Annotated in this window: 17 protein-coding genes and 3 tRNA genes; 9 read left to right on the forward strand and 11 right to left on the reverse strand. The window is 43.1% G+C overall.

The genetic code is table 11. From position 1 onward, the window contains the following. Positions 1–39: 39 nt before the first annotated feature. The 4 genes from PSU78_RS06095 to PSU78_RS06110 form a co-directional block, all read right to left on the reverse strand. Complete coding sequence (locus PSU78_RS06095) at positions 40–366, reverse strand: hypothetical protein (protein WP_300385764.1); 327 nt, start codon at positions 364–366, stop codon at positions 40–42. A 98-nt stretch (positions 367–464) separates the two neighbouring features. Then, positions 465–540 (reverse strand) — tRNA-His (locus tag PSU78_RS06100). A 19-nt stretch (positions 541–559) separates the two neighbouring features. Beyond that, positions 560–636, reverse strand: a tRNA-Arg gene (locus PSU78_RS06105). 97 nt (positions 637–733) lie between these two features. Beyond that, positions 734–810: transfer RNA gene (locus tag PSU78_RS06110), tRNA-Pro, on the reverse strand. 103 nt (positions 811–913) lie between these two features. Here PSU78_RS06110 and folD point away from each other — a divergent pair. After that, positions 914–1774 carry a bifunctional methylenetetrahydrofolate dehydrogenase/methenyltetrahydrofolate cyclohydrolase FolD gene (folD, locus tag PSU78_RS06115; protein WP_300385767.1) on the forward strand — a complete coding sequence of 287 codons (861 nt, stop codon included), beginning with the start codon at positions 914–916 and terminating at the stop codon, positions 1772–1774. A gap of 155 nt (positions 1775–1929) precedes the next feature. Next, positions 1930–2352 carry an RNA polymerase-binding protein DksA gene (gene dksA / locus PSU78_RS06120; protein WP_300385770.1) on the forward strand — a complete coding sequence of 141 codons (423 nt, stop codon included), beginning with the start codon at positions 1930–1932 and terminating at the stop codon, positions 2350–2352. A 70-nt stretch (positions 2353–2422) separates the two neighbouring features. On the opposite strand, the gene pnp is transcribed toward dksA, so the two are convergent. The 7 genes from pnp to rimP form a co-directional block, all read right to left on the reverse strand. Continuing rightward, complete coding sequence (pnp, locus tag PSU78_RS06125; RefSeq protein WP_300385773.1) at positions 2423–4552, reverse strand: polyribonucleotide nucleotidyltransferase; 2130 nt, start codon at positions 4550–4552, stop codon at positions 2423–2425. A 204-nt stretch (positions 4553–4756) separates the two neighbouring features. Next, positions 4757–5026: a 30S ribosomal protein S15 gene (gene rpsO / locus PSU78_RS06130; protein ID WP_300385776.1), complete on the reverse strand. Its 270-nt coding sequence runs from the start codon at positions 5024–5026 to the stop codon at positions 4757–4759. Between the two features lie 133 nt (positions 5027–5159). Continuing rightward, complete coding sequence (gene truB, locus PSU78_RS06135) at positions 5160–6068, reverse strand: tRNA pseudouridine(55) synthase TruB (RefSeq protein WP_300385779.1); 909 nt, start codon at positions 6066–6068, stop codon at positions 5160–5162. A gap of 33 nt (positions 6069–6101) precedes the next feature. Further along, on the reverse strand, positions 6102–6476 hold the full coding sequence (gene rbfA, locus PSU78_RS06140) for a 30S ribosome-binding factor RbfA (RefSeq protein ID WP_300385782.1): 375 nt from the start codon (positions 6474–6476) through the stop codon (positions 6102–6104). Then, complete coding sequence (infB, locus tag PSU78_RS06145) at positions 6476–9184, reverse strand: translation initiation factor IF-2 (RefSeq protein ID WP_300385785.1); 2709 nt, start codon at positions 9182–9184, stop codon at positions 6476–6478. Before infB ends, rbfA begins: the two co-directional genes overlap by 1 nt. Positions 9185–9314: 130 nt before the next feature. Beyond that, the gene (nusA, locus tag PSU78_RS06150; RefSeq protein WP_300385809.1) at positions 9315–10781 is read right to left on the reverse strand and encodes a transcription termination factor NusA; all 1467 of its coding nucleotides are present in this window, start codon (positions 10779–10781) and stop codon (positions 9315–9317) included. A gap of 104 nt (positions 10782–10885) precedes the next feature. Continuing rightward, positions 10886–11371 carry a ribosome maturation factor RimP gene (gene rimP / locus PSU78_RS06155; RefSeq protein ID WP_300385788.1) on the reverse strand — a complete coding sequence of 162 codons (486 nt, stop codon included), beginning with the start codon at positions 11369–11371 and terminating at the stop codon, positions 10886–10888. Positions 11372–11664: 293 nt separating this feature from the next. Between rimP and PSU78_RS06160 the strand changes: the two genes are divergently transcribed. From PSU78_RS06160 to PSU78_RS06190, 7 genes are all read left to right on the forward strand, one after another. After that, a complete protein-coding gene (locus PSU78_RS06160; protein WP_300385791.1) occupies positions 11665–11889 on the forward strand; it encodes a YezD family protein in 225 nt (74 codons plus the stop codon). A 62-nt stretch (positions 11890–11951) separates the two neighbouring features. Next, a complete protein-coding gene (locus tag PSU78_RS06165; RefSeq protein WP_300385794.1) occupies positions 11952–13607 on the forward strand; it encodes a porin in 1656 nt (551 codons plus the stop codon). Positions 13608–13751: 144 nt separating this feature from the next. After that, a complete protein-coding gene (locus PSU78_RS06170) occupies positions 13752–14777 on the forward strand; it encodes a sulfate ABC transporter substrate-binding protein (RefSeq protein ID WP_300385797.1) in 1026 nt (341 codons plus the stop codon). A gap of 156 nt (positions 14778–14933) precedes the next feature. Beyond that, a complete protein-coding gene (gene cysK / locus PSU78_RS06175; protein WP_300385800.1) occupies positions 14934–15911 on the forward strand; it encodes a cysteine synthase A in 978 nt (325 codons plus the stop codon). Positions 15912–16419: 508 nt separating this feature from the next. Continuing rightward, on the forward strand, positions 16420–17250 hold the full coding sequence (cysT, locus tag PSU78_RS06180; protein ID WP_300385801.1) for a sulfate ABC transporter permease subunit CysT: 831 nt from the start codon (positions 16420–16422) through the stop codon (positions 17248–17250). Positions 17251–17277: 27 nt separating this feature from the next. Beyond that, positions 17278–18186 (forward strand): sulfate ABC transporter permease subunit CysW, encoded by a 909-nt coding sequence (cysW, locus tag PSU78_RS06185; protein WP_300385804.1) that lies wholly within the window; start codon positions 17278–17280, stop codon positions 18184–18186. Positions 18187–18232: 46 nt separating this feature from the next. Then, entirely contained in the window at positions 18233–19324 is a 1092-nt protein-coding gene (locus PSU78_RS06190) for a sulfate ABC transporter ATP-binding protein (protein WP_300385806.1), read from the forward strand. The last annotated feature ends 95 nt before the right edge of the window (positions 19325–19419 follow it).

The following is a 19419-nucleotide window of genomic DNA, read 5'->3' on the forward strand; positions in this document are numbered from 1 at the left end:
AAAGTATCAGCAAAAAACCTTAGCAAGTGTGGCAGTTTGTTAGACCATTACAACACTCTTAATGGATGCAATAGACTTGCCTGATAGTTCATGTCTTAACCAGAAGTCCACTCGGTATGCCTCAGCGCTAGCATGCTTTTTGTGACAAGTAACTTCTAACTTGTATCGTTCCAGCAAGTCTTTGAGTAATACTTTGTTGTTAGCTTTTATTAGATGATTAGTGCTACCACTATCAATGTCAGACTCAATCTTCCTAGCCCACGCGATAGCCTCTGCATAACTTTTAAATGACTTTGATTGGTCAGGGTAACCAGAGAGCTGAACTCGTGCCTGCCATGAATTAGAACGCTTGCGAAATGTAGCCATAAACTTCTCCAAAAAGGACAAGAGAAGGACAAACAGCTTACATGCAAGATAGCAGCCATTAATTAGCGCGCTAACATGTTGATACTTAAGGGGATGTTTGGGGTGGCTGATGGGGCTCGAACCCACGACAACAGGAATCACAATCCTGGACTCTACCAACTGAGCTACAGCCACCATAGAGACTTTTACATACTGGTCTGCCCGACAGGAATCGAACCTGTAACCCCCAGCTTAGAAGGCTGGTGCTCTATCCGGTTGAGCTACGGGCAGATTGTGGTTACAAGGCTTTATATTTGCGTATAAAGTTTTCGGGCTGACTTTTATCTTGACTTGCTGAACTGACTAAGCACTTCAACAAGTTAAAATTTGGTCGGCGTGGAGAGATTCGAACTCCCGACATCCTGCTCCCAAAGCAGGCGCGCTACCAGGCTACGCTACACGCCGAAGGGCAGAAATATACTGCAAACCGAGCTGAAGGTCAAATCTATTATGATAAAATGTTACTTTATTTTTAATGTCGCTTAAAAAGTAAGCAAAATAAACTCTAATGACCGCTCAAATAATTGATGGCAAAGCCATTGCTGAAAATCTTCTAAACTCGATTAAAGAACGCATCAATAATCGCTTACAAGCAAACAAACGCGCACCTGGTTTGGCTGTAATAGTTCTTGGTACAGACCCTGCATCTGGCATCTATGTACGTAACAAACGCTTGGCTTGTGAAAAGGTCGGCATTCGCTCTATTGCTTACGATCTACCAGATTCAACTTCTGAAGCTGAACTACTTACTTTAATTGAGCAATTGAATCAAGACGATACCATTGATGGCATTCTCGTACAGTCGCCTTTACCACCTCAAATTAAAGATGAACATATTATTGAGCGCATCAGCCCCAATAAGGATGTTGATGGCTTTCATCCTTACAACATCGGCAGGCTAGCGGTTCGCCAACCCACGTTGCGCTCTTGCACGCCTTTTGGTGTCATTAAAATGCTGCAAGCTAGCAATATAGAGCTAATGGGCTTGGATGCGCTAGTGGTAGGCGTATCGAATCACGTAGGCCGCCCTATGGCATTAGAGTTGTTGCTTGCGGGTTGTACCGTGACTAGCTGCCATCGGCATACTAAAGATTTAGCTAAAATGATTCAGCAAGCGGATTTGATTGTAGCTGCCGCAGGAAAACCTGGGTTGATACAAGGCGCTTGGATTAAACCTGGCGCCATCGTCATTGATATTGGTATTAATCGACTGGCTGATGGCAGCATTGCTGGCGACGTTGACTTTAAAGCGGCAAAGGAGCGTGCAGGCTACATTTCACCTGTACCGGGTGGCGTTGGTCCAATGACGGTTGCCACTTTGATGGAAAACACACTATTAGCGCTAGAGCTAAATGAAGCAAAACTTTAATATCCTGTGTTAAGTTATTTAGCAAATAATTCAATGAATTAGGCTAATTTTGCATCAAAGCTAGTTTCAGTGTACACTCACGCGCTTAATTTTATAAAGCATAATTCTTAGGTAGTTTTCTTAAGCAACTCTTTTTAAGTTTTTTGAGGCACACCATGGCAGAAGTTATTACTAAACATTTCACCCCTTACCAGCCAAAGGCTGACGAACAGTATATGAGCAAACCACAGCTCAATCACTTTCGTAAGATTTTGAATGACTGGAAAGCAGAACTAAGCCATGAACTTGATCGCACCGTGCATACGATGCAAGATGAAGTCACGATGTTTGCGGACCCTAACGACCGCGCAAGCCAAGAGTCAGACATGACTTTAGAGTTGCGCAACCGCGACCGCGAACGTAAACTTATCAAGAAAATTGACGAGACTTTACGCAATATTGATAGCGATGAATATGGCTATTGCGAAGGTTGCGGCATTGAAATCGGTCTAAAACGCCTCGAAGCGCGCCCTACAGCGACACTTTGCATTGACTGCAAAACTCTAGATGAGATGCGCGAGAGACAAGTGGCTAAATAATTAAGTTGCTTAATTTAGCATATAACAAAAGCCCGACTAGTCGGGCTTTTTGTTAAACACTTACCAATTTTTATTCGTCAGCTTCTGATTCTGATTTAGCTTCGGCAGCTGGCGCCTCAATCAAAGCCTTCATGCTTAAACGCACGCGGCCTTTTTCATCAGCTTCAACTACTTTAACTTTAACAATATCGCCCTCTTTTAAGAAGTCACTCACAGCATTAACACGCTGATGTGCAATTTGTGAAATGTGCAACAAGCCATCTTTACCAGGAATTAGTGACACGATCGCACCAAAATCAAGTAACTTAAGCACAGTACCTTCATAGACATTACCGATTTCAACTTCAGCAGTAATCTCAGCAATGCGGCGTTGCGCTTCAGCACCTTGCTCTGAACTTGTGCATGCAATTTTCACTGTACCGTCTTCAGTAATATCAATGCTAGTACCTGTTTCTTCAGTTAAGGCACGAATCACCGCGCCACCTTTACCGATCACATCACGGATTTTTTCAGGGTTGATTTTCATTACGATAATGCGTGGTGCAAACGCTGACATTTCAGTATTTGCGCTGCTCATTGCCGTTTTCATGATACCTAAAATGTGTGCACGGCCTTCTTTAGCTTGCGCTAAAGCCACTTGCATAATTTGTGCAGTAATCCCTGTGATTTTGATGTCCATTTGTAGTGCAGTAATACCATCTTCTGTACCCGCTACTTTAAAGTCCATATCACCTAGGTGATCTTCGTCACCTAAAATATCAGTCAACACCGCAACGCGGTTGCCTTCTTTAATCAAGCCCATGGCGATACCAGCCACCAATGATTTCATAGGCACGCCTGCATCCATCAACGCTAAACAGCCACCACAAACAGACGCCATTGAGCTAGAACCGTTCGATTCTGTAATTTCAGACACTACACGCATGGTGTAATCGAAATCCGATTGATCTGGCAATGCTGCGATTAATGAACGTTTTGCTAAGCGACCATGACCGATTTCGCGGCGCTTTGGTGTACCTACGCGACCTGTTTCACCAGTCGCGTACGGAGGCATGTTGTAGTGCAACATAAAGCGGTCTTTAAACTCGCCTTGAAGCGCATCAATCACTTGCTCATCACGACCTGTACCAAGCGTTGCAACCACCAAAGCTTGTGTTTCACCGCGTGTGAACAATGCAGAGCCATGAGTACGCGGCAATACGCCTGTACGGATGCTGATTGGACGTACCGTGCGTGTATCACGGCCATCAATACGTGGCTCGCCATTTAAAATTTGGCTACGTACTGTTTTAGCTTCTAAATTAAAGATTTCATTTTTAATTTTGTTAGCTTCGGTCGTTGAAGTTTCTTCAGTAATTAACGTGCTTAATACGCGGCTAGTAATTTCTGACAACTTAGCTGAACGCGCACCTTTTGCTTTGATTTGAAATGCCGCATTAATATCTGCGGCAGCTAAATCAGCTACTTTTGCGATTAACGCTGTATCTGGTTCTGGAGCAACCCAATCCCAAGCATCTTTACCAGCTTCAGCAGCTAGCTCAGCAATCATTTTGATTACCGCTTGCATTTGCTCGTGACCGAACACCACCGCGCCTAGCATCACTTCTTCTGAAAGCTCTTTCGCTTCAGATTCAACCATCATTACCGCTGTTTCAGTAGCAGCTACAACTAAGTCCAACTCAGTTTCTGCTAATTGTGCTTTTGTTGGGTTCAATACATATTCGTCATTGATATAACCAACACGTGCCGCACCTAGTGGGCCGAAGAATGGAATACCTGATAACGACATTGCGGCAGAAGCACCAATAATCGCTGGAATATCTGCATCAATTTCTGGATCTGATGACAATACAGTCGCTACAACTTGCACTTCGTTGTAGAACGCTTCTGGGAATAATGGACGTAATGGACGATCGATTAAACGGCTTGTCAGTGTTTCTTTTTCTGAAGGACGGCCTTCGCGTTTGAAAAAGCCACCTGGGATTTTACCTGCAGCATACGTTTTTTCCATGTAATCTACTGTTAACGGGAAAAAGTCTTGACCTGCTTTTACTTCTGATTTACTTGTAACGGCTACCAATACCACCGTATCGCCGTAGCTCACCATCACAGCCGCATCGGCTTGACGTGAGATTTCACCTGTTTCAAGTGTGAGCGTATGCGCACCGTATTGAATACTTTTAGTTACTTTATTAAACATTATTTTTTCCTTTGTCTTTTCAATAAGCGCTTATTCACTACCCAATAAGCGCTGGTTTTTCTTAGTCAATTTAAAACGTACTGTGATATTTTTTGGCTTTGTATTTCAGCCATGAAAAAAGCCGACGCATATCACCATGCAATCGGCTTTCTTTACAATTACAAAAGCGAGCTAAATATTAACAAGAAGTCACTTTTATAAAAATTACTTACGCAAGCTTAAACGCGCAATCAAATCTTGATAACGAGCTGCATCTTTACGTTTTAAATAATCCAACAAGCTACGACGTTGACTTACTAAAGCCAATAAACCGCGACGTGAGTGGTTATCTTTTTTGTTAGACTTAAAATGCTCTGTTAAGTAGGTAATGCGGCTAGTTAAAAGTGCAACTTGCACTTCTGGGCTAGCGGTATCATTTGGAGCACGTTGATATTCTTTAACGATTTTTGCTGTATCTAAAGCTGTAGTTGCCATTTTTTTTCCTAATAATTAGCGTCAATGCAAAAGTAGAAACCCCACTAAAGCATTCATTTACAAAATGAACTGAGCATTCTAAAGATAAATCTATGATTTATCAAGTAGTTTTGTATATTTATGGACTCTCAGCTTAATTTTCGAGATGCCTTATTAGGCGTTTCGGCGCGATTTTTCCATCATCCGACAACTCACCCAGCCCTAAAAAAGTTTGCTGCTCACTATATAGCCGCAGCAAACCTTTGGGCACCACGCCACTCCTCCATACGCCCTGACCTTGCTGCAGGTAAAACACGCTATTATCATCTAAGGTAATCGCTGGTAAATGCTGCACGGCGCTGTCTTCAGGCAGCAAAGCGGCTTCTCTTTGCTCTAGCGTCATGGCTTCTAATTGTTCTAAGGTGATAGTTTGGGCTATTTTGTAGTCAGCCGTGGCTGTTCTGCGCAAACCAATTAAATGCGCGCCGCAACCCAATTGCTTACCAATATCTTCTGCCAAGGTGCGTATGTAGGTGCCTTTTGTGCAAGTCACGGTAATGATCGCTTCATCCTGCTTAAAGTCTTCAACCGCAATATGATGAATAGTAATCAAGCGAGCTTTGCGCTCTATTTCTATGCCAGCACGTGCGTATTCATACATCGCTTTGCCTTCATGCTTTAAAGCAGAAAACATTGGAGGAATTTGGCTGATTTCACCGAGAAACTGCTGGCACGCTTGTTCAAATTGCATTTGGCTAACATTCACAGTTTGCGTTGTCAGCACCTCGCCTTCCGCATCACCAGTATTAGTAGTAATGCCTAGCTTTAAAGTCGCTACGTAGGTTTTGTCCGCATCAGTCAGGTAATGCGCAAATTTTGTGGCCTCACCAAAGCAAAGCGGCAGCAAGCCTGTCGCCAATGGATCTAGCGTGCCTGTGTGCCCAGCTTTTGCGGCTTGATATAGCCATTTGGCTTTTTGTAGGGCTTGGTTGCTAGAAAAACCGATTGGCTTATCCAGTAGCAACACGCCGTTTACATTTCGTTTTGTTCTTTTAAACTGCAAGAATCTCGCCTCTGCTGGCTAGCGTGTTTAGAATTATTTGTTATCTTTTGCTGGGATATTGTCTGGATTGGTCGCAAGCGCTTCATCAATCAGTTTTGACATCATCATGCCATTATCAATTGAGGCATCATAGACAAAATGCAGTTGCGGAACCGTGCGAAGTAACATGCGTTTAGCCACTTGCGTTCTTAAGAAGCCTGCTGACTTTTCAAGACCTTGCTGCAAGCTATCACTGGCTTTACTCGCACTGTAAAAAATCTTCGCGTGCGCCATATCACCAGTGACTTCAACTGCAGTAATCGTGACCATTTTCACGCGCGGATCTTTTACTTCAAATTGCAGCAAATCAGCGAGTTCACGCTGCATTTGCTCTGCAACTCGATGGCTTCTTGAAAAGTCTTTTGCCATTATAGAGTACGTGCTACTTCAACGATTTCATATACTTCTAAGATGTCGCCAACTTCAATATCATTAAAGTTTTTCAATGACAAGCCACACTCAAAGTTGTTCTTAACCTCTTTAACGTCATCTTTAAAGCGCTTGAGTGAATCTAATTCGCCAGTATGAATAATCACGTTATTACGTAATACACGCACTCTTGAAGTACGTTTAATCATACCATCCTGTACATAACAACCAGCAATAGCGCCAATCTTAGAGATGCGGAATACTTCACGAATCTCCACAGTACCAATCATACTTTCTCTTTGCTCTGGCGCTAACATACCGCCTAAAGCGGCTTTAATTTCGTCAACAGCCTCGTAGATAATATTGTAGTAACGTACATCTATGCCTAGCGTTTCTATCAATTTACGTGCGCCTGAATCTGCACGAACGTTAAAGCCTATCAATACGGCTTTTGATGCTGCTGCCAAGTTAACATCTGACTCGCTAATTGCACCTACACCAGTGTGAATAACATTGACGCGCACCTCAGAAGTTGAAAGTTTTTGTAAGCTTGTTGCCAAAGCTTCGTATGAACCTTGTACATCAGATTTAATAATCAAGCCCAGCGTTTGCAAGTTGCCATCGCCCATTTGCTCGAACATATTTTCGAGTTTAGCAGCTTGTTGTTTGGCTAATTTCACATCACGGAATTTACCTTGACGGAAGTTGGCGATTTCTCGTGCTTTGCGCTCATCGTTAAGCACAATCATTTCTTCACCAGCACTTGGCACGTCTGACAAACCTTGAATTTCTACCGGCATTGATGGGCCAGCCTCTTGAATTTCATTACCTGACTCATCCAGCATCGCACGTACTTTACCAAACGTAGTCCCTGCTAATACCATATCACCGCGTTTAAGCGTTCCAGAGGTCACTAAAATAGTTGCAACTGAACCACGCCCTTTATCTAGACGACCTTCAATCACCAAGCCTTTAGCTGGCGTGTTTTTAGGTGCCTGAAGCTCTAAAACCTCAGCTTGTAAAAGTACAGCTTCTAAAAGCTCATCAATCCCTTTACCTGTTTTGGCTGAAACTTCTCTGAACATGACTTCGCCACCAAAATCTTCTGGCACAACTTCTTGAGCGACTAGTTCCATTTTCACGCGTTCTGGTTCTGCACCAGGTTTATCAATTTTATTGATTGCAACCACTAATGGCACACCTGCAGCCTTAGCATGGTGAATCGCTTCAATAGTTTGTGGCATCACGCCATCATCCGCAGAAACCACTAAAATTACCACATCGGTCGCTTTAGCACCGCGAGCACGCATAGCCGTAAACGCTTCATGGCCTGGTGTATCTAGGAAAGTCACCATACCGCGCGGTGTTTCAACGTGATAAGCACCAATGTGCTGCGTAATACCACCCGCTTCGCCCGAAGCCACACGGCTACGACGAATATAATCGAGCAATGAAGTTTTACCATGGTCAACGTGACCCATCACAGTCACTACTGGTGGGCGAGTTTCCATCACTGCCGCGGCATGTTCCGCCTCTTCAACAAAAGTATCTGGATCGTTTGGCGCTGCAGCAGCGGCTTTATGACCCATTTCTTCTACAATAATAATGGCTGTTTCTTGGTCTAGCACTTGGTTAATAGTCACCATCATGCCCATACCCATCAGCGTTTTAATCACTTCACCTGATTTAACCGCCATTTTGTGCGCCAATTCAGCAACCGTAATGGTTTCTGGCACTAGCACCTCATAAATAATTGCTTCAGTTGGTGCTGTAAAACCATGTTGCGCATCATCATCTTGATGTCTATTTTTGCCTTTAGGTGCGCGCCAGCCTGGTTTACCCGCAGTAGTATCACCACGTGTTTTTAGACCGCGCTTTTTATTCTCCGCATCTGTCCATTCTTTGTTATTGCCTTTGCCTTTTTTCGCTTCTTTCGTTGCTGCAGCTGGCTTAGCTGCACCTTCTTTAGCGACAGGCTTATGTAATGTACCTTCAGATAGTTTTGCTGCTTTTACTTTAGCAGCTTCGGCTTCGGCCAGCTTTCTAGCTTCTTCATCTATGCGACGTTGCGCCATTTCTGCTTTTTTGCGCTTATCTTCCGCCTGAATGGCCGCCAATGCTGAGTGACGTCTCGCTTCATTTTCACGCAAGGCAATTTCATCTGCGCCCAACAAGTCTTTACGGCTAATCGTTTTAATCACAGGCTCGGCAACGACAGGTTTTTCTATCGCCGGTTCTGGAGCAACTTCAGCAACAATGGCTTCTTCCACAATCACTTCTGCAACTGGAACTACCTCTTCAACGACTGGCACTTCAACAACAACTTCAACAGGTGCGATTACTTCAACTATCGGTTCAGGTGCTTGCTCTTCGGCTAAAACCTCTTCTACAGGCGCAGCTAATTCAGACTCATCATGCTGTTCAATCACGCGTTTTTTACGCACTTCAACTTGAATCGTACGCGCCTTACCCGTGTTATCAGTTTTCTTGATCTCTGTACTGGATTTACGCATTAAAGTAATTTTATTTTTCGGCGCAAGCGTACCGTGCTCTTTACGGAGGTGATCTAACAGCGCTGTTTTATCATCTTCACTTAGATAATCTTCAGCCGCTGATTTTTTTACACCTGCGCTATTGAGCTGTTCTAATAACAACGCTGTTGGCAGCTTTAATTCGCCAGCAAATTGTTCTACGGTTGTTTGTGCCATCTTGTTACTCCAGTATTCTTGTCTAAGCTTTATTGCCTAGCTCTACCACTATTACTTTTATTGATTACTATGTTTAAATAAACCCAAATGGTCTACTTAAAACCTACGCGCTTACTTAAACCAAAATTGCTTATTTAAACCAAGGTGCGCGAGCTGTCATGATTAATGTTTTTGCACGTTCTGCATCCATGCCTGTTAGCTCTTCTAACTCATCTACCGCTAACTCAGCTAAATCGTCCATGGTTGCCACACCTTTAGATGCCAATAAATGTGCAGTTTCAGCGTCCATGCCTTCCATCGTCAACAAATCTTCAGAAGCCTCTTCAACTTTTTCTTCTTTAGCAATCGCTTCTGTTAGTAAGGCTGCACGAGCACGTTTACGTAGCTCTTCAATGGTATCTTCATCAAACGCTTCGATTTCGTTCATTTCAGCCAATGGCACATATGCAATTTCTTCTAAAGTGCTGAAACCTTCTTGCACTAGAATCTCCGCTACTTCAGCATCCACATCTAATTTATCCATGAACAACTGGCTTACACCAGCAAATTCATCTTGGTTTTTCTGTGCAGCTTGATCAACCGTCAGAATATTTAATGTCCAACCAGTTAATTCTGAAGCCAAACGTACGTTTTGACCATTACGGCCAATTGCCAAGGCTAATTGCTCTTCATCCACCACAACATCCATACTGTGCGCATCTTCATCAACCACAATGCTAGAAACTTCAGCAGGCGACATGGCGTTAATCACAAATTGTGCTGGCTCCATAGACCACAATACAATATCCACACGCTCGCCAGCCAATTCGCCAGTCACCGCTTGCACACGTGAACCGCGCATACCTACGCAAGTACCTACTGGGTCAATGCGTTGATCGTTACTTTTTACTGCGATTTTTGAACGCAGACCAGGATCACGCGCCGCAGCACGAATTTCTAGCAAACCTTCTTCAATTTCTGGCACTTCCAACTCAAATAAACGCACTAAGAAATCAGGCGTAATTCTTGAAAGTATTAATTGAGGGCCACGACCACCACGTTCAATGCGTGAAAGAAATGCACGCACACGGTCACCTACACGAAGATTCTCTTTAGGAATCATTTGCTCACGTGGCAATAATGATTCAATACGACCTACTTCAATAATCGCATTGCCTTTTTCCATACGTTTAATCACGCCTGTGACTAATTTTTCATCACGCGCTAAAAAGTCTTCTAAAATTTGCTCGCGCTCAGCTTCACGCACTTTTTGCAAAATGACTTGTTTAGCAGCTTGCGCGCCAATACGTCCAAACTCAATGCTTTCTAATGGCTCTTCGTAATACTCGCCAATATTCAAACCTTTAGCGTTGTCGCTTTCTTCATCGATTTGATAAGCTGAGTTTTCTAGCAAGTCATATTCAACATACTGCCAGCGTCTGAATGTTTCATATTCGCCACTTTCGCGATCGATAGCAACGCGCACATCGGCATCATCATGATGTTTTTTCTTGGTGGCTGAAGCCAAGGCAAGCTCTAGTGCAGTAAAAATAACCTCTTTACTCACATTTTTTTCGTGTGCTAGTGCATCTACCAATAATAAAATTTCACGACTCATCATCTATCTCCGACTATAAATTGCAGATTAACTGCTTTATTTCACTAAATTCTTATCAAACGATTTATTTAACCTACCCTTAACACTCGCCTTTAACGCCAGCCTTAAAATACTGGGTTCAAACGCGCTTTATCAATATTACTCAAGGCCATTTTATACACAACACCATCAAACTCAATTAAGACTTGGCCATCTTGCACACCTTTAATAAAACCTAAAAAAGTCTTACGCGGCAAGGTTGTTTCCGTTGCGTTTGCGCTTTCATCTTTTATACCAACACGTAACTTAATCTGCGCTCGCTCGCCAGTAAATCTAATGAAATCAGCTTCTTTTTTCAGTACGCGATCCATGCCTGGTGACGAAACTTCCAAACGATCGTAATCAATATCATTTTCCACCGCCAACAAGTTACCCAGCTGATTACTCACCAAGCTGCAATCATCAATATTGACGCTGTCTTTATTATCCGCTGGGTTTAACTTATCAATAAAAACACGCAACAATTTACCGCGATTTGAAATCTCTAAATCAACAAGTTCATAGCCTAATTGGCTTACCGATGTCTCTATCAAGGTATGCAGATCTTGCATGTTTATTAAACCCCTATCCCTACCGCAACCTTACTAACTCATGCGTAAGTCGCAGAAACAAAAAATGGGCACAAAGCCCATCAAAAAAATTCTTCCATATTATACCTATCAATTCAATGAATTGGAATTAGAACTCGCAAATACCAAGCCCAAAAGTGACTTTATTCTCAATTACACCGATTTATATTCTTTTTGATTATAAACTTATAAAAATCAATTCTTTTTAATTATTTAAAATACTTCTTATAGTGCTGATATTCGCTTTTTACTTAATTTGATTTGAGGTTAACCACATGTCACATATTCACAACTCAACCAACATTAGCAGAGATGTAGTGCAAGAAATCTTACAAGCCGTAGATGCGCTCAAGCGCGGATCTGGTTTTGGTTCAATAGAAATCGTGCTGCATGAAGGACGTGTGACACAAATTGAAAAACGCGAGAAGTTTAGATTTTCTAATAGCGAGAATCTAGAGAGCAAAAGAGTTACGCCTTCTATACCAGTAGCGGCAAAATAAAAAAACTTAAAGCAACAAAGGGGCTGACCAGCAGGCTGGAAGCTTTATGCCAGGAGATTAAAATGCAATTCAAATATACAAAATTTGCCGCCATACTCATTGCCAGCGGTATTATTTCTTTACCAATCACAGCTAGCGCTAACGATAGTACTGAGCTTGAAGAGCTTCGTAACTTAGTACAAGAATTAAGCCAACAAGTAAAAGTGCTGGCACGTAAAGGTGAGATAGTCGAAGAAGATACTGCTGCGGCAAAGAAAACAACACCAGTAGTTAAAGCCAGTGCAAGTGGGTTTGGTTTAGAGTCTGCTGACGGCAAGAACTCAATCAAGCTAGGTGGATTGGTGCAATATGATTACCGCAGTTTTGATAGCGGTGCAAATGATGTGCGTAACCGCAGCGACGCGCGTGCAGGAACTTTAGATGCCGTAACAGGTTTTCACGATGCTAATGACACATGGTTGGCACGTCGTTTGCGCCCAAATATTCAAGGTACATTATTTGGCAAATACGACTATCGCTTTCAAGAGGAGTTTGCGGGCGGCAGTGCCTCAGTAGTAGATGCCTATATCGACGGACGTTTTGACCCAGCATTTAAAGTACGTGTAGGTAAATATAAACCATTTGTAGGCCTTGAGCGATTGCAAGCTGGTGGCGATATTAAGTTTATTGAGCGCAGCTATGTTTCAAACAATATCTTACCCAATCGCGACCAAGGTATTTCGGTTTATGGTGACGTTCTAGATAGCAAATTAAGCTATGCGCTTGGCTTTAATAATGGCGTAGTGGACGGCGGAAACGCAAGCACTGGTTCAGAGTTTGATAGTGATAAAGAGTACACAGCGCGTTTATTTGCCACGCCATTTAAAGATGAAACCAATGCATTAGCCGGCCTAGGCTTTGGTATTGCAGCGACTTATACAAATGCAACTGCTGAAAAAAATCTAAATTTCACAGATACAACTGCAGCGGATGGCACGCGTAACGGCCTACCTAGTTATGTGACTAATGGTCAACAGACCTTCTTTAGATACAGTTCTGCAGCCATTGCTGACGGTAAACGTTTGCGTGTTGCACCACAGGCTTATTACTACAACGGTCCATTTGGTGTGATTGCCGAATATGCCAGAGTTTCGCAAGAGGTTAGCTTGGCTGGCGGCGGTTCACCTGCGGCAGGCGGCGCAGCTGCAACGGCATTAGGTACAGCACAAACAACAACACTAGCAGGCTCAAATAAAACACTTAACAACAATGCATGGCAAATTGCCGCCACTTATTTATTAACAGGTGAAGATTCATCATTCAAAGGCGTGAAGCCAAAAAATGATTTTGACTTTGATAAAGGTGGCTGGGGCGCTTGGGAGTTAGCACTGCGTTACAGTGAGTTAAGTGTTGATAGCGATACGTTCAAAAACCAATCTGGTCAGCTGGCTGGTCAAACTGGCGCAGATGCAACACCAACATTGGCGCAAGCTTACGCTGACCCTACCTTTAGTGCGAAAAAGGCTAAAACTTGGACGGCTGGTGTCAATTGGTATCTGAATTCAAATGCAAAAATCGTATTGAATTATGAACAAACAGCTTTTGAAGGTGGTGCAGGCACCGGACCAGCTTACAACGCGGTCACTGGCGCTAGTAACGGCTATAACGCAAGCACGAATAAAGTGAAAGATCGTGAAGATGAGCGTGCACTATTTGCGCGTTTTCAAGTGGCATTCTAACAAGAACTTAGCCTCATGATAATTTGTATATTACGCAAACCATCATAGACAAAAGAAAGGAAAACACGATGGAATGCAATTGTTTACCTACAACAAATACGACTAATACAGCTTAACGAGTTACCCAAAAAATAAGGATTCACTATGAAAAAATCACTTTTAGCCATTGCACTACTTTCAATAGCATTTGGCGCAGCGGCGCCAACTTTGGCATCCGCAAAAGATATTACTTTACTCAATGTTTCATACGACCCAACGCGCGAACTTTACCAAGATTTTAATGCGGCATTTAGCAAATATTGGTTAACAAAAACTGGCGACAAAGTCACAGTTAAAGCCTCACACGGCGGCTCTGGCAAACAAGCACGTGCAATTGTTGATGGCCTAGATGCTGACGTGGCAACACTGGCGCTGGCTTACGATGTTGATCAGCTTTACGATAAAGCTAAGTTGATTCCAAAAGATTGGCAAAAGCGCTTGGCACATAACAGCTCGCCTTATACTTCGACCATTGTACTGCTTGTACGTAAAGGCAACCCTAAAGGCATTAAGGATTGGGATGACTTAACAAAACCAGGTGTATCTGTGATTACCCCAAACCCAAAAACATCAGGTGGCGCACGTTGGAATTACTTAGCTGCATGGGCATATGCACAGAAGAAAAATGGTGGTGATGAAGTTAAAACTAAAGAATTCATTGCTAAATTGTTTAAAAATGTACCTGTGCTTGATACTGGCGCACGTGGATCAACCACTACTTTTGTAGAGCGCGGCATTGGTGATGTGTTAATTGCTTGGGAAAACGAGGCATTCTTAGCGCAAAAAGAATTGGGTCAAAAAGATGGTGGAAAGTCAAAATACGAAATCGTTGTGCCATCAGTGTCAATTTTAGCTGAGCCGCCAGTGACTGTGGTTGATAAGTACGCCAAAAAGCACGGTACCGAAGCTGTTGCCAAAGCATATCTTGATTATTTATATACTGAAGAGGGTCAAGAAATTGCGGCTAAAAACTACTATCGTCCAACTTTAGCTTCTGTCGCTAAAAAATACGAGGCGCAGTTTCCTAAAATCAATTTAGTGAAAATTGATGATGATTTTGGTGGTTGGCAAGTGGCTCAGAAAAAGCACTTCTCTGACGGCGGTACATTTGATCAGATTTATCAAAAATAAGTCACTCGATTATCAATTGCGAGATTTTTAATCGCAAGGCCTTTGAGGTATTCATCATGAGTGCTTTGAGGTCTTGCGAAAATAATTGTATATTGATGTCTTTCAACTTTTGTATCTGTCATCGGTACAAAAGTTATTATTCATTAAGGAGTTCTTATGTCTAGTTGGTTTGAAGATAATGCACAATCTATCGGCAATACGCCGTTAGTTAGGCTGAATCGCATTACCGATGGCGCAGGAGCGACTGTATTGGCAAAAATAGAGGGTCGCAACCCAGCTTACTCGGTTAAATGCCGCATTGGCGCTGCCATGATTTGGGATGCTGAACAACGCGGTTTATTAGGCGCTGGCAAAGAAATTGTAGAGCCTACTAGCGGCAATACGGGCATTGCTTTAGCCTTTGTTGCGGCTGCACGTGGTATTCCGCTAACACTGACCATGCCAGAAACGATGAGCATAGAGCGCCGTAAACTATTGGTCGCTTATGGGGCAAAATTAGTGCTCACTGAAGGCGCAAAAGGCATGAGTGGTGCCATTGCAAAAGCGGAAGAAATCGCTGCATCAGACCCTACCCGCTACGTATTGCTTCAGCAATTTAAAAACCCGGCTAACCCAGCGATTCATGAAAAGACAACAGGGCCAGAAATTTGGAGCGCAACCGATGGCAATGTTGACATCTTTGTTGCAGGTGTAGGGACAGGCGGTACGATAACAGGGGTTTCACGGTATATTAAAAATACTCAAAACAAGAAAATTTTGACGGTGGCCGTTGAGCCGGCATCAAGCCCAGTGCTCAGCCAGCATCGCGCAGGCGAGGCAATCAAGCCCGCTCCGCATAAGATTCAAGGGATAGGTGCTGGCTTTGTACCAGCAAACCTTGATTTATCTGTTGTGGATGACATCGCGCAAGTGACTAATGAAGAAGCCATTCTCTATGCACAGCGCATGGCGCGTGAAGAAGGTATTTTATGTGGAATTTCATGTGGCGCAGCAGTAGCAGTGGCCGTGCGCTATGCAAAACTCCCAGTAAATTCGGGCAAAACGATTGTGGTCATACTGCCAGATTCAGGCGAGCGCTATTTAAGCACCATTTTGTTTGATGGCTTATTTGATGCACAAGGTTTAGCCGTTTAATTGGTTTAAGGTGAAGGCCGCTAATGCCTAAAATCAAGCGGCAGCATAGCTCTCCCCCAAGTTAAACTAGATTAAAGTTTAAACAATCTTAAAGTCGTCTGGCTAATCCACACGGGCTGCCAGACTTTTTTCATGCTCAATTCCAATATGTCCTAGGATGATCAAACTAGGGTGAGTAAAACTTCAGACCAATTTAAATTATCCGAGACATTGCTGCAAAGCCTGTCATTACCGGCATAGAAACGCAAAATCAATTAGAGATAGCTATTGAATCAGGTGGCACTTTGTTTCAAGGCTATTTCTTAGCCAAGCATGTGACCGCTAAAGAATTGCAACCATCGGCATTATTTAAACGTAACGCTTCGATTAGCAATACCAATAAACTCACAGCCGCTTAATGCTATTTAGCTATAAAGTTATAGGTAAACAGTATTTTTAACTTATTAAGATCCCTGTTAAATTGACGGCCGTTCTCACATAAATTTGCATGACTACTTGATTGAATAATATGTCCACTAATAAGTATATCCTTCCTGGTTTTAACCTGTCTCTAGGCTACACGATACTGTATCTTAGCTTGATAGTATTGATTCCCTTATCAGCCGCATTCATTAAAACGGCTGAGTTAAGTTTTAGTGAATTTTGGGAAGTGGTTTCTGCACCGCGAGTCGTCGCATCTTACAAGTTAACCTTCGGTGCCTCGCTAATTGCTGCGTTAATTAACGCCATATTTGGGCTACTAACGGCTTGGGTATTAGTACGCTATAAGTTTCCTGGTAAAAAAATCCTCGATGCTTTAGTAGATTTACCGTTCGCACTCCCCACTGCTGTCGCTGGTATTACCTTGGCTACCATATATTCTGCACACGGCTGGATTGGTGCTTGGTTAGAACCTCACGGCATCAAGGTAGCATCTACACCACTAGGCGTGATTGTTGCACTAACTTTTATTGGCTTACCCTTTGTTGTACGCACCGTGCAACCTGTATTAGAAGACTTAGAAGCAGAAACAGAAGAAGCAGCCGCTAGCTTGGGTGCTAATCGCTGGCAGGCTTTCTCTAAAATTGTATTCCCTGCGATATGGCCAGCACTGCTTACTGGCTTCTCTTTAGCTTTTGCTAGAGCAATCGGTGAGTATGGCTCAGTTATTTTCATTGCAGGTAACCTGCCTTTTGTATCTGAGATCACTCCACTCATCATCTATATTAAGTTAGATGAGCACGAATATGCGCAGGCCACCGCTGTGGCGGTTGTGATGTTAGTGATTTCATTCTTACTTTTGTTTGCAATTAACGGCTTGCAGTGGTGGCTTAACCGTCGCAATACCAGCTCACACTAAAAGTATTAGTCATTACTCGAGAACACTATGTCAATTATTACAGCTACAGATACTATTGCTAAATCACAATACAGCCATTACAACAACAAAGTGGCCATCAGCCGAGCGACTTCTGAGCCAGCTTTCGTACGCCGCTTGTTGATTTCTATTGTTCTGCTATTTCTAGGTGTATTTTTAATCGTGCCTTTACTGGCTGTCTTTACAGAAGCCTTACGTCATGGCTTTGCAACTTACTTTGCAGCCATATCAGATGCGAATGCGCTAGCAGCAATGAAGCTGACCTTAATCGCAGCGCTTATTGCGGTACCACTTAATGTGGTATTTGGTGTTTCTGCAGCTTGGGCAATTGCCAAATTTGAATTTAAAGGTAAAAGCATCCTCATCACACTGATTGACTTGCCATTCGCCGTATCACCTGTGATAGCTGGTTTAATCTATATCTTAATCTTTGGTATGCAAGGTTGGTTTGGCTCATACCTGTTTGACCATGACATCAAAATCATCTTTGCTATTCCAGGCATCGTATTAGCCACCATTTTTGTCACATTTCCATTTGTTGCACGCGAGTTAATACCATTAATGCAAGCACAGGGTAAAGATGAGGAAGAAGCTGGCCTTGTTTTAGGGGCATCAGGTTGGCAAATCCTTTGGCGAATCACGTACCCAAATATCAAATGGGGCTTGCTCTACGGCGTCATCTTAACCAACGCACGCGCCATGGGTGAATTTGGCGCAGTTTCTGCTGTGTCTGGGCACATTATTGGTATGACCAACACCCTACCTTTACATGTAGAAATTCTTTACGCCGACCATCAATTAGCAGCTGCTTTTGCTGTTGCTTCACTACTAGCGTTACTTGCGATTGTCACACTGATACTCAAAACCTTTATCGAATGGCGTGTGGCACAAAACGCAATCCACAACGAAAGCATCTAAATATTTAAACTTAAATAACAAACATTGAATCAATTGGAATGAATCTATGAGTATCGAAATACGTAACATCAAAAAGAATTTTGGCAGCTTTAGCGCCCTGAATGATATTAGCTTGGATGTGCCTAGCGGTGAGCTAGTCGCATTACTTGGACCTTCAGGTTGCGGTAAAACTACACTATTAAGAATCATTGCGGGACTCGAAACACCAGAGTCAGGTAGTATTCATTTTCATGGTGAAGATGCCACTGCAAGACAAGTGCGCGAACGTCAAGTAGGCTTTGTATTTCAGCACTACGCCTTGTTCCGCCACATGACTGTGTTTGAGAATGTCGCTTTCGGCTTACGCGTTCGACCTAAAGAAACGCGTCCATATGATGCAGAAATTAAAAGACGCGTGCATGAATTACTTGAACTTGTGCAGCTTGACTGGCTATCAGATCGCTATCCACCACAATTGTCTGGTGGACAGCGACAACGTATCGCTTTAGCTCGTGCCTTAGCCGTTGAACCTAAGGTTTTATTGCTAGATGAACCGTTTGGTGCTTTGGATGCAAAAGTGCGTAAAGAGCTTCGTCGCTGGTTACGTCGCTTACATGATGAGCTTCACATTACCAGCATCTTTGTAACACATGACCAAGACGAAGCCCTAGAGGTATCTGACCGTGTAGTGGTGATTAACAAAGGTAATATCGAACAAATAGGTTCGCCACAAGAGGTTTACAATCACCCTGCTACACCGTTTGTATATCAATTCTTAGGTAATGTGAACCAATTCAATAGCCACGTGCATCTAGGCGAGGCGAAAATTGGCGACATTCACGTAAAGGTAGATGCGCATGAAGGCACACAGAACAGTACTGCAATCGCTTATGTTCGCCCGCATGACATTGAAGTTCATAAAGAGCGTCATGGCACTGCTCCAAGCTTTGAAGCTACCATTAGCTATATCCATGCTATTGGGCCATTGGTGAGGTTAGAGCTACAACCAACAGATAAATCAGAGTTAGTGGAAGCTGAGCTAACACAAGAACGTTTTCGTGAACTCAACATCATTCAAGGTGAGAACGTATTTGTGTACCCAAGAAATGTGCGGATATTCTTAGATGAAGGCAGCGGCATAAAACTTACTCAGGGCTAATTGTAGTGCAATGATATTACTCACCCTGCCGTCCCCCAGGGGGCATTATTTTGGTTTGAGTAAGCCTGACACTGTCTATCTTGTACTTGAAGAAG

Source organism: Methylotenera sp. (genome assembly GCF_029945705.1).
GTDB lineage: Bacteria > Pseudomonadota > Gammaproteobacteria > Burkholderiales > Methylophilaceae > Methylotenera.

What these genes read in the sequence shown, in the direction of transcription:
- cysK (WP_300385800.1), top strand. Translation starts at nt 14,934, where the DNA reads ATGTCTAGTTGGTTTGAAGATAATGCACAATCTATCGGCAATACGCCG.
- cysT (WP_300385801.1), top strand. Translation starts at nt 16,420, where the DNA reads ATGTCCACTAATAAGTATATCCTTCCTGGTTTTAACCTGTCTCTAGGC.
- nusA (WP_300385809.1), bottom strand. Translation starts at nt 10,781, where the DNA reads ATGAGTCGTGAAATTTTATTATTGGTAGATGCACTAGCACACGAAAAA.
- folD (WP_300385767.1), top strand. Translation starts at nt 914, where the DNA reads ATGACCGCTCAAATAATTGATGGCAAAGCCATTGCTGAAAATCTTCTA.
- dksA (WP_300385770.1), top strand. Translation starts at nt 1,930, where the DNA reads ATGGCAGAAGTTATTACTAAACATTTCACCCCTTACCAGCCAAAGGCT.
- PSU78_RS06190 (WP_300385806.1), top strand. Translation starts at nt 18,233, where the DNA reads ATGAGTATCGAAATACGTAACATCAAAAAGAATTTTGGCAGCTTTAGC.
- PSU78_RS06160 (WP_300385791.1), top strand. Translation starts at nt 11,665, where the DNA reads ATGTCACATATTCACAACTCAACCAACATTAGCAGAGATGTAGTGCAA.
- rbfA (WP_300385782.1), bottom strand. Translation starts at nt 6,476, where the DNA reads ATGGCAAAAGACTTTTCAAGAAGCCATCGAGTTGCAGAGCAAATGCAG.
- rimP (WP_300385788.1), bottom strand. Translation starts at nt 11,371, where the DNA reads ATGCAAGATCTGCATACCTTGATAGAGACATCGGTAAGCCAATTAGGC.
- rpsO (WP_300385776.1), bottom strand. Translation starts at nt 5,026, where the DNA reads ATGGCAACTACAGCTTTAGATACAGCAAAAATCGTTAAAGAATATCAA.
- PSU78_RS06170 (WP_300385797.1), top strand. Translation starts at nt 13,752, where the DNA reads ATGAAAAAATCACTTTTAGCCATTGCACTACTTTCAATAGCATTTGGC.
- pnp (WP_300385773.1), bottom strand. Translation starts at nt 4,552, where the DNA reads ATGTTTAATAAAGTAACTAAAAGTATTCAATACGGTGCGCATACGCTC.
- cysW (WP_300385804.1), top strand. Translation starts at nt 17,278, where the DNA reads ATGTCAATTATTACAGCTACAGATACTATTGCTAAATCACAATACAGC.
- PSU78_RS06165 (WP_300385794.1), top strand. Translation starts at nt 11,952, where the DNA reads ATGCAATTCAAATATACAAAATTTGCCGCCATACTCATTGCCAGCGGT.
- PSU78_RS06095 (WP_300385764.1), bottom strand. Translation starts at nt 366, where the DNA reads ATGGCTACATTTCGCAAGCGTTCTAATTCATGGCAGGCACGAGTTCAG.
- infB (WP_300385785.1), bottom strand. Translation starts at nt 9,184, where the DNA reads ATGGCACAAACAACCGTAGAACAATTTGCTGGCGAATTAAAGCTGCCA.